General features: G+C 39.3%; 8 protein-coding genes. 4 read left to right on the forward strand and 4 right to left on the reverse strand.

The genetic code is table 11. The annotated features are described in order from the left end of the window. Positions 1–165: 165 nt before the first annotated feature. Positions 166–1,416: a CinA family nicotinamide mononucleotide deamidase-related protein gene (locus IX38_RS21595; protein WP_034708145.1), complete on the reverse strand. Its 1,251-nt coding sequence runs from the start codon at positions 1,414–1,416 to the stop codon at positions 166–168. A 118-nt stretch (positions 1,417–1,534) separates the two neighbouring features. Between IX38_RS21595 and IX38_RS21600 the strand changes: the two genes are divergently transcribed. Beyond that, entirely contained in the window at positions 1,535–2,020 is a 486-nt protein-coding gene (locus IX38_RS21600) for a DUF7832 domain-containing protein (protein ID WP_034708146.1), read from the forward strand. A gap of 298 nt (positions 2,021–2,318) precedes the next feature. On the opposite strand, the gene IX38_RS21605 is transcribed toward IX38_RS21600, so the two are convergent. The 3 genes from IX38_RS21605 to IX38_RS21615 all read right to left on the reverse strand — a co-directional run bounded on the left by IX38_RS21605 (position 2,319) and on the right by IX38_RS21615 (position 5,660). After that, a complete protein-coding gene (locus IX38_RS21605) occupies positions 2,319–2,861 on the reverse strand; it encodes a lipocalin family protein (RefSeq protein ID WP_034708147.1) in 543 nt (180 codons plus the stop codon). A 73-nt stretch (positions 2,862–2,934) separates the two neighbouring features. Continuing rightward, positions 2,935–3,669 (reverse strand): LytR/AlgR family response regulator transcription factor, encoded by a 735-nt coding sequence (locus tag IX38_RS21610; RefSeq protein ID WP_034708151.1) that lies wholly within the window; start codon positions 3,667–3,669, stop codon positions 2,935–2,937. Positions 3,670–3,893: 224 nt separating this feature from the next. After that, positions 3,894–5,660, reverse strand: a complete 1,767-nt coding sequence (locus tag IX38_RS21615) for a tetratricopeptide repeat-containing sensor histidine kinase (RefSeq protein WP_228378025.1) — start codon at positions 5,658–5,660, stop codon at positions 3,894–3,896. Between the two features lie 466 nt (positions 5,661–6,126). On the opposite strand from IX38_RS21615, the gene IX38_RS21620 reads away from it, so the two are divergent. The 3 genes from IX38_RS21620 (at position 6,127) to IX38_RS21630 (ending at position 9,769) form a co-directional block, all read left to right on the forward strand. Continuing rightward, on the forward strand, positions 6,127–6,801 hold the full coding sequence (locus tag IX38_RS21620) for an SIMPL domain-containing protein (protein WP_034708148.1): 675 nt from the start codon (positions 6,127–6,129) through the stop codon (positions 6,799–6,801). Between the two features lie 151 nt (positions 6,802–6,952). Next, complete coding sequence (locus IX38_RS21625) at positions 6,953–8,554, forward strand: DUF4139 domain-containing protein (RefSeq protein ID WP_034708149.1); 1,602 nt, start codon at positions 6,953–6,955, stop codon at positions 8,552–8,554. Positions 8,555–8,572: 18 nt separating this feature from the next. Continuing rightward, complete coding sequence (locus IX38_RS21630; protein WP_034708150.1) at positions 8,573–9,769, forward strand: vWA domain-containing protein; 1,197 nt, start codon at positions 8,573–8,575, stop codon at positions 9,767–9,769. Positions 9,770–10,024: the final 255 nt, after the last annotated feature.

Raw genomic sequence — 10,024 nt, forward strand, 5'->3', positions numbered from 1 at the left:
TAGAAATTTTATCGCAGATAAAATCTTTGCGACTTAAAAAGTCTTTTATAATATCATTTGCGACTTTGTGATTGGCCAACTGTATAAGATATAAGTTTAAACAGATTTTATAAAAAAATTAATCTTCATGAATATTGATTCTCTTACTCATGAATAGTTAAAAGATTATTCCGAAATGAGTAATCCGACCAGATCCTGAATGATCTTCTGGGAAACAAAATTCATAAAATCAAGTCTTTCCAGATGAGGCATGTACAATTTTGAAGTAACTTCCTTGTCATTTATTCGAATGGTGTAGAAAACAGTTCCCACTTCATTGCCGTCTTCTCCTTTTCCCGGGCCGGCAACACCTGTTGTAGACAGGGAAATATCAGTATCAAATAATCTCTGACAGCCTTTTGCCATTTCGCTTGCCACCTGCTCACTGACTACGGTAAACTCGTCCACAGTCTCCTTAGAAACTTTTAAAATCTCAATTTTCTTTTCTGTGGCATAGGGTATAATACCTCCCAGGAAGTATTTTGAGCTTCCGGAGGCAGATGTGATCATTTTTGCCAGCTCACCACCCGTACAGCTTTCTGCTGTGGAAATAGTCAGTTTTCTTTCTGTAAGGATCTCTGCGAGAATTTTCTCAATTTTGTCTTCCGTTACGGCAATAACGTGATCCCCGACCAAAGGAAGAAGCTTCTGTATCTCGTCTTCCACCTGTTCTTTAAGGGCGGATTCATTATCTCCTGAGGCAGTGAGCCTAAGCTTTACCCGTGTTCCTACCGGAAGATAGGACAATGACAGGTTTTCAGGAAGGGCAAGTTCCCAGTCTTCAATGATATCTGCAAGGATGCTTTCGGGAATCCCCACCACGGAAACGATTCTGGTATGGAGATAATACAGATTGAATTTTTCTTTTAAATAAGGAATGATCTGGTCTTTGATAAGGGGTTTCACTTCATAAGGAACTCCGGGAAGGCTGAAACACAATTTCCCGTCCTGTTCCATCATCATGCATGGTGCGGTTCCGAAATGATTTTGAAAAACAACGGATTTTGAAGGAACAAAAGCCTGCTCTCTGTTTCTTTCAAGGATCTCCAGACGGCCGCGTCTTTCCATATAGTTTTTAAGATAGCTGAAGGTGACCTCATCCAGCACAATTTCGTCATTGAAATATTCAGCCAGTGCTTTTTTTGTTTTATCATCTCTTGTAGGACCCAGACCGCCTGTTGTTATAACCAGGTCCCCCATTTCAAAAGCAGCTTTTAAAGTATTTTTAATGGTATCTATCTCATCTGATATTGTAAAGATCTGTGCCACCTGTATGCCTATATTTTTCAGTTCGGCGGCAATAAAATTAGAATTGGTATCAACGGTGTTTCCGGAAAGGATTTCGTCACCGATAGTCATGAGAACAGCTTTTTCCATATCGTATATTCTTGAAAGAAAATATCCTGCAAATGACGGAAAAATCTACGGCTGGGACAACATAAAATGATTTTTTCTATCTTTGGCTGATACTGTTTAAAACTATAATTATTTGGCAATGGCAAAATACGATGATGCTTCCTGGCACTATGGCGGAGAATATCCTGAAAATTTACCTGATGAAAATGCGGCTACCCATATCGGAATGTTCCTGGCATGGTGCATCAACAACAATCTGATATCGGAAGAATTGGCTGAGGATGCCAAAGATGAGGTTCAGCGCTTAAAAAGACGCGACATGACAGGAGGAGAATTCCTGATTGATATCTGTGATGAAAAGTTCAGCTCCCATGATCTGAATGAGACGGGTAACGGCTTTGCAAAAGCTTATTATAATGATGACACAGCGTTTGGAAAAAAATTCAATTCGTTTGCGGATGATTATTCAGAAACTTTTGACAGGAAAGCTGAGGAAAATGATTTTGAGTATGAATCTTTTTATCATGTGGAAGATACCTGCGAAAACTATGATCTTATAAGACCTGTTATTGATCAGCGTTTTGAGGAGTGGAAGGAGTTTCGGGATACGGATTTTGGGGTTTGAGAGTCTGAGTGTTTGAGTGTTTGAGCGTCGGAGAGTTTTTAGAGTCGTTATGAACTATGAGTAGTGAGTTGCGGGATACGAGGTACGGGATTATGAGTTTTTGAAGGGTTCAGAGGCTGTGAGTCCATACTATTAAATGAAGAAAAAATATCTGGTGACTGAGCCTCCGAAGCCACCAGCAGTAGTTCTTGATTCCCGGTTCTTGTGACCCATCCATGATTCACACTTCACTTGCGAAGCAAAATTCACAATTGACAGTTTCCCTTCCGAAATCCGGCATATAGCTCTTGATTCTCAATTACTGGTTATGTTTTACCCAGATAAGCTCATCGGTATTATAGCCTATTTTTTTAGCTTTTTCGATGAAACGCAGTCTAATGCTTTCAGGAATGGAAGTTGTTCTGGATAGGATCCACAGGTATTTTACACTGCTTCCTGCCACCAGGGCGTATTGATAATCTTCGTCGATATCAATAACATTATAACCGGCCCAGATCGGTTTGAAGAATGAAACTTTAAGGCGGGCTTCGGTTTTGTCTTTTATAAATCGGGCTTCCCCGACAGATTCTTTCCATTCTTTTTTAACGTAGTCGTATCCCTTATTAGTGACACGGATGGAGCCGTCAGGATTTTCAGTATATTCGGCAGTGACATTGTCCATATTTTTCTCGAATCTGTAATCAAAACGGGCCAATTCGTACCATCTTCCAAGGTATTTTTTAGCATTAAAATTATTGACTGCTGTAGCGCCTTTCGGAATTCCCGCAGAACAGGAATTGTAAATAATAAGGCTCAGGACACCTAATGTAACGGGAATCGCAATTTTCTTAAGAGTTTTCATAATTGGAATATTTTGTGTGATTGCGGTGAAAACTTCAAAAACAATGCCTTTAAGCCGTTAAGGAAAATAAATTCTAAGAAAAAACCTTAAGGAAATTATCTTTAAAACTGCCGGAAACCTCAATTTCCGTATCATCTGAAAGCATCACCGTCCCACTTTTATGGTAAGATTTTACAAATCCTGCATTAATGATATGGGAACGGTGAACCCTTACAAAAGGGGTTTCCAGCAGGTCATCGAAATGTTTCAGGAAACGGCAGACCATTTTTTTTGAACCGTCGGTAAGATAGACCTGTGTAAAGTTTCCGTCTGCCTGGAGCCTTAGGATATCTTCTGTTTTTACCACATCAAATCCCTGAAGTGTAGGAAGGATCAGCTGCTGTTTTTCAGGCTTTAGCTTTAAATTTTCAAGGAGAATTTTATTCCGGTTGAGCTCTTCTTTTTTTTCCAGGCTTTCGGCTACTTTATTCACTGCCAAAATAAGTTCCTGAATATCAATCGGTTTTAAAATATAATAACTGGCTGATTTATTAAGCGCCTGCAGCGAGTATTGGGAAAATGCCGTGATAAAGATGGTTTCGTAGGAAAATTCTTTGGTAGCTTCCAACACGTCAAAGGCATTGCCGAAAGGCATTTCTACATCCAGAAAGACAAGCTGCGGCTGCTTTTCAGCAATCAACGGAACGGCTTCTTTGATGTTTTCCGCTTCGCCCACAATTTCTATCTGTGGACAGTATTTTGTGATATAATTTCTGAGAACTTCTCTTGCAATGATCTCATCGTCTACGATTACGGATTGTATTTTCATTTTGTAGGGATTAGGGATTAGGTAGCAGATGGTAGGAATTAGGGAATGCTTGTACTGGTATTTTCTATTTTTAAATTTTAAGGTGCGGTACAGAATTCTCTCTGATCCGGGTTTTGTCAAGTTTTAAGCTTTCAACAATATTTTCAAACCGGATGCTGTTTATTTCCAGCCCACGAGGAAATCAGTATTCCTATGAATAAATTTTTCTTCATTCTTACTGTTGTTTATGCCAGATTTATTTTAATATTCACTAACACACCGCTGCCGTTTTCTTTATCTTTATCTTTTATAGAACACGTAATTTGTTTTTTGTAGAGGTCATTCAGCAGCTTGATTCTTTCGAGGGTATTTTTCATTCCGCGGCCTTCCCTGGTCTTCTGGTGCTGGGTTTTCTGCTTTTTGCTTTCTTCAATACCGATTCCGTTGTCTTCAACCGTTATTTTTAAATGTTGTGCTTCTTTTTCAAAACTCAGTTTCAAAAATCCTTTTTCACTTCTGTAGCGCAATCCGTGCCATACCGCATTTTCAAGGAAGGGCTGAATGAGCATTCCGGGGACTTTGAGGTTTTGCATATTCAGACTTTCGTCCACATCAATTTCATAATCGAATTTATCGGCAAAACGTGTTTTTTCCAGGGCAAGATAATTCTGGAGCAGATCCAGCTCCTGCTGGAAAGGGATAAAATCTTCGGCGGAGTTTTCCATCACGCCACGCATCAGTTTTGAGAATTTCGTCAGATACTGGTTGGCTTCCAGCTCATTATTTGTCGAGATAAAATGATTGACACTGTTTAAGCTGTTAAAGATAAAATGTGGATTCATTTCACGGCGCAGCGACTGAAGGGCTATTTTTTTATTCTTGATCTGAACTTTCTTCAGCATTCTGAAAATAAAGATGATCAGACCGGTCAGCAGGATCAGAACCCCGATCAGGCTGTAATTAAACATATTTTTCTTACGGATAAGCTGGTCTTTCAGCTCTTTTTCCTTTTCGAGCTGCGAGATCCGCTGCTCGGTATCCTCGAGAATTTTATTATCAACCAGGCTTCGGTCTTTGGACACAATATCCGGAAGTTTCCCAAGAAAGTCGCGATACAGCGAAACTGAAGCATCAGTATTTCCTGTTATACTATATAAACTGTCCAGCCTTTTTACACTTTTTTGGGCTTCCAGCGTATGGCCTTTTTCAAGAGCGATCCCATAGGCATTTTTTAATAGGACCACGGCTTCTTCCGGATCATTTTTCTTAATATAGATATCAGCCAGCTCCTGGATCTGGTTGACTTTTTCCTGTGAATTTTCTTTTACAAAATCTTCTTTCAGGACTTTCTTTTTGGCTTCAATAGCTTTTTCAAAGTTTCTGTTCTCAACATAGAAATTAGTCAGTTTCTGGTTGATCTCCAATGCCTGCTGAGGTGCTTCTTTTTTGGAAATCACATAGGCATTCTTCAGGTTTTCTTCCGCTCTGGGAATATCTTTCTGCTGTATATTGACATCTGCCATCTGGCTGTAACTTGCTGCCAGATCACCCTTGTCTTTTGTTTTAAGACCTATATTGATGTTATCCTGAATCGCTTCTTCCTTCTGTTCAACCGTGGCAGAAGAAAGTCTTGCGGCATCATTGGTATTCACAGCCCGGCTTTTTTCAGTGTAACTCATCTCGGCTGCCCTGTTGTAATTGCTGATGGCCGGAGTTATTTTGTTCTGCTTTTCCTGTGACTGGGCAATTTTCCGGGTAACAGATTCAAGGTTTTTTTTGTCGCTGATATTTTTGTAAATATTTCTGGCCTTGACCAAAAACTCTTCGCTTTTAGCATAATTTCCCTGATTGTAATAATCATTAGCAATCCCTACATAGGTGTCGGCAACGCCTTTATCATCATTATTGTCTACTGCCTTTTTCAGCCTGACAGCAGATTTGTAAGCCTGGGTAACCCGCGTGGAATCCTGTGCTGTACAGAAATTTCCTGCAGCAAGAATGAAGATAAACAATATTTTAAAAACTAATTTCACGGATTTCGGATCTTTAATGCAAAGTAAGTAAAACTTTAGGTATCCTTTTCTATTCTTTACCAAGTCAAAACTCTATTTCATCAAGTCAGCTGATCAAATAATCAGACATTCAATTTTCCAAACCTGATACTTCAGCAGCAGACTACAAAGGTTTACTTTATATATTCAACCTATTTTTTGAACCAATAATATACTTAAGCTGTCAGAATAATCTATTTCTTTAACAATTGTTTCTGCATCATCATTTTTATTGAATAAAATTTAAACAGGCTCTTAAAAGATTTTTAATGGTTAAAATCACATTTCAATAAAGCTTTAATGCGGGTTCCTACACGGATTGCCTTTTTTCGCCCTATCCACCAAGTGAAAACCTCATTTCACCAAGTCTTTCAGTTTCCGGTTTCAGATCGCGGTAATTTTACTTCAGAATTTAAAACAAGAAATTATGAAATTGAGACATTTTTTATTGATCGGAATCTTTACCCTGGGAAGTTTTGCGAATGCACAGGAGATAAAGAAAAATGCAATTGAAGTAACAGGTATTGCAGAAATGGAAGTGGAACCGGATGAGATCATCTTCAGCATCGGCATCAAAGCGGATAACAAGAATGATCTGGCAGACAACGAAAAGAAGCTGATTGAAACATTAAAGAACTCCGGAGTGAAGAACGAGGACATCAAATTTAAATCAATGTACCAGAATGTATATGCTAAGAATGGAAAATTCACGAAAAACTACCAGTTCAAGGCCAATGCAAAAGCAAATATCAGTAAAATATTCGAAGACCTGAACCAGAAATGGGTAAGCAGCCTGAACGTTGCAGAAGTAAAGAACACTAAAATTGCTGACTTTAAGAAAACAGTTAAGATCAATGCTCTGAAAGCAGCAAAAGAAAAAGCAGATTATCTTTTGGAAAGCATGGGTAAAAAGGCCGGAGCTCCTCTCGAGATCGTAGAAATTGAAGACTACACCAGCGATATGGTTCTTCCTGCAGCCTATAAAAGCAGCATCAGAAATGTACAGCTTGAAGTGGCGGATGCCGTAACCGATTTTTCTTTTGACAATATTGAAAATATCAAGCTAAAATACAGCATCAAAACGAGATACGAAATCCTTTAGAAACAGATTTAAAAGACAGTCCGAAAGGGCTGTTTTTTGTTCTGAACCGTCTTTTTAAAGTTCACCAAGTGAAAGTAATGCTTCACCAAGTCTCCTGTTTTTTCAGCCTTAAATACAGATAATTTTACTTCAGGAATTAAAATAATAAACTATGAAACGCTATTTATTACTACTCATTGCATTTTCTGTTTCATTTTTAGGAGCACAGGAAATAAAGAAAGAAATTGACGTAAAGCAGGCCACCGTATTCCTGCAGGGCGCCAAAGTCTTCGGAAGCACTACAGTCACCCTTCAGAAAGGAAGAAATAGGGTGAGAATTATCAATCTTCCCAACAACCTGGATGAAAACACCTACAAGATCAATCTTGAAAAAAATACAACCCTGCTTTCCATCACACCACAAAGTAATTTTTTGAAAAATGAAGATTTATCTGAAGGGGAAAAGAAACTTGACGACGAAAGAAAAAAACTGCAGAGACAGGTCAGTTTACTGAATATCCAGATTAAAAACCTGACCGGCGAACAGAATATCATTAATGAGAATTTAAAGGTCTCCACCAACGATAAATCCACTCCGCAGGAACAGCTGATCAGACTGACTGAGTTTTACAGAAAAAGAATGCTGGAAATCGACAACCAGGTTTTTGTACTGAATGAACAGAAAACTGTTTTAGATGAAGGTATTGCAAAGATCAATAATCAATTCGCAGAAGAACAGACCAACAAGAATACAAACAGAAAAGAACTTCTTCTCGAAATCCTTGCGGACAATGAAATGAATCTTGACTTAGGGATAAGCTATATTATTTCTGATGCAGGCTGGGTTCCGTCTTACGATTTACGAGCCGAATCTGTAAAAAAACCTCTTGAAATGGTTTATAAAGGAAAGATCTACCAGAAAACCGGACAGGACTGGAAAAATGTAAAGCTGTTTGTATCCACCTACAGACCTTCTTACAACCAGGACAGACCCATCCTTTCTCCGCTTTATGTTGCTGAATACACTGCTTATAATGCTCAGGCTGAGACGGCTGATTACAAGCTGAAAGCCACAGCAAAAGAAGTGAATTCCTATCAGATGAGAGATGAAGTTGCCGTTAAATCAAGCCAGATTCCTGTAGCTACTGTTTCAGACAGCCAGATGAATATAATTTATGAGCTTAATTATAACCAGACGATCTTAAGCCAGGAAAAAGAACAGTATGTCATTCTTGATAAAAAACAGGTCGATGCCACCTACAAATACCACACAGTTCCGAAGCTCAACAACCAGGTATTCCTGATGGCCTTCATTAAAAACTGGCAGAACCTTAACCTCATCTCCGGAGAAGCCAATATTTATTTTGATGATAACTATATCGGAAAAACAAGCATTGCAAGCAATTATGTGAAAGATGAATTCCCAATCTCTCTGGGTGTAGACGAAAGAATCACCGTAAAAAGAATCAAGCTGGAAGACAAAACTTCTCAGAAAATGCTTAACAGCAATAAATGGGAAACGGAATCTTACCAAATCAGCATCAGAAATAATACAAAAGAAAGCATCGAACTGGAAATCCTTGACCAGCTTCCGATCAGTGAAAATTCTAAAATCCTGGTCAAGGCATTAGAGATAGGAAACGGAAGTCTTGATGAGAAAACAGGAAGCATCCTTTGGAACAGAAATATAGGCAGCGGAAGCTCGGACAAGATCAGTTTCTCTTATGAAGTGAAGTATCCGAAAGAGATGCAGATTCAATATTACAGCAGATAACCAATAAAAAACAGTATTATGACAACTTTAAAAATCTTAGCACTGACCGCCGTTACCGCTTTTTTAAGTTCCGGCAGTTTTTCAGACAGCCGCTGTTCAAACAGCCAAACAACACACAGAGCAGCATTGGTACAGAATGCTTCCATAACTGAGATACCTACACCATCAAAGGACAATAAAATTCAGGTCGCCCTTCTGCTGGATACTTCCAACAGTATGGACGGGCTTATCGATCAGGCCAAATCAAGACTTTGGAATATCGTAAATACTTTAACCACCCTGAAGTACAACGGACAGGCTCCCCAGGTAGAAATTGCCCTTTATGAGTATGGAAACGACGGTATCCGCGATGAAAATTACATCCGCCAGGTTACTCCGCTTACCCAGGATCTGGATCTGGTTTCCGAGAAATTGTTCGCACTGAGAACCAACGGCGGAAGTGAATACTGCGGTGCCGTGATCCGCGATGCCTCAATGAACCTGAACTGGGATGGCAACGAAAAAAGCATGAAGCTGATCTACATTGCGGGAAATGAACCTTTTGACCAGGGAAAAGTAAATTACAAAGAGGTGATCTCAAAAGCCAAAGCCAAAAATATCTACACCAACACCATTTTCTGCGGAAGCAGGGAGGAAGGCACACAAACCTTCTGGCAGAACGGAGCGGAGGCAGGTGGAGGCAAATATTTCAATATCGACAGCGACAGAAAGGTGATCTATATTGAAACACCTTATGATATCAGAATCTCGGAATGCAACGCCAGGCTGAATGACACCTATATTTACTACGGCAGCCACGGTTCCGAATATAAGCTTAAACAGGCTGCCCAGGACAGAAATGCCGAAGTGCAGTCAGTTTCTAATTACGTTGAAAGAACCGTTGCCAAGTCTAAAAAGAATGCTTATAAAAACGATCACTGGGATCTGGTAGACAAAGCTGAAAAAGATGCAGGCTTTATCGCCACAGTAAAAGATGATGCGCTTCCGGCCGAGCTGAAAGGTAAAAGTAAGGAAGAGATCAAAAAAGCGGTTACTGCAAAGTCTGCGGAGCGTGGAAAGATCCAGAAAGAGATTGAAGAACTGTCCGGAAAACGCCAGGAATACATTGATGCCGAAATGAAAAAACGGGGTAATGCAGATACCGACGACCTTGGCAAAGCTATTGAAAAATCCATTCTGGAGCAGGCAAAAGCAAGCGGGTATACTTCTAAATAATGCAGGAATGGTGGCTTCGAGTACCTCAGCCACCATTTTATTTTAGTATCAGTATAGTTTAATGTAATCTTAGAGGCTGTTAAATTTTTTAAAATCTCGCTGATTTGGCAGATTACGCAGATTTTTATAACTGAAATAAGTCTTGCAAAATCTCTTTAAGCTGGGCAAGCAATAGTTTCTTTAGTAATTATTTCTGCATCATTTTATTGAATACAATTTAAACAGGCTCTTGGTTTTAATTTCAATCTTAATCTG

Origin of the sequence: Chryseobacterium luteum (assembly GCF_000737785.1) — a bacterium.
Taxonomy (GTDB): domain Bacteria; phylum Bacteroidota; class Bacteroidia; order Flavobacteriales; family Weeksellaceae; genus Chryseobacterium; species Chryseobacterium luteum.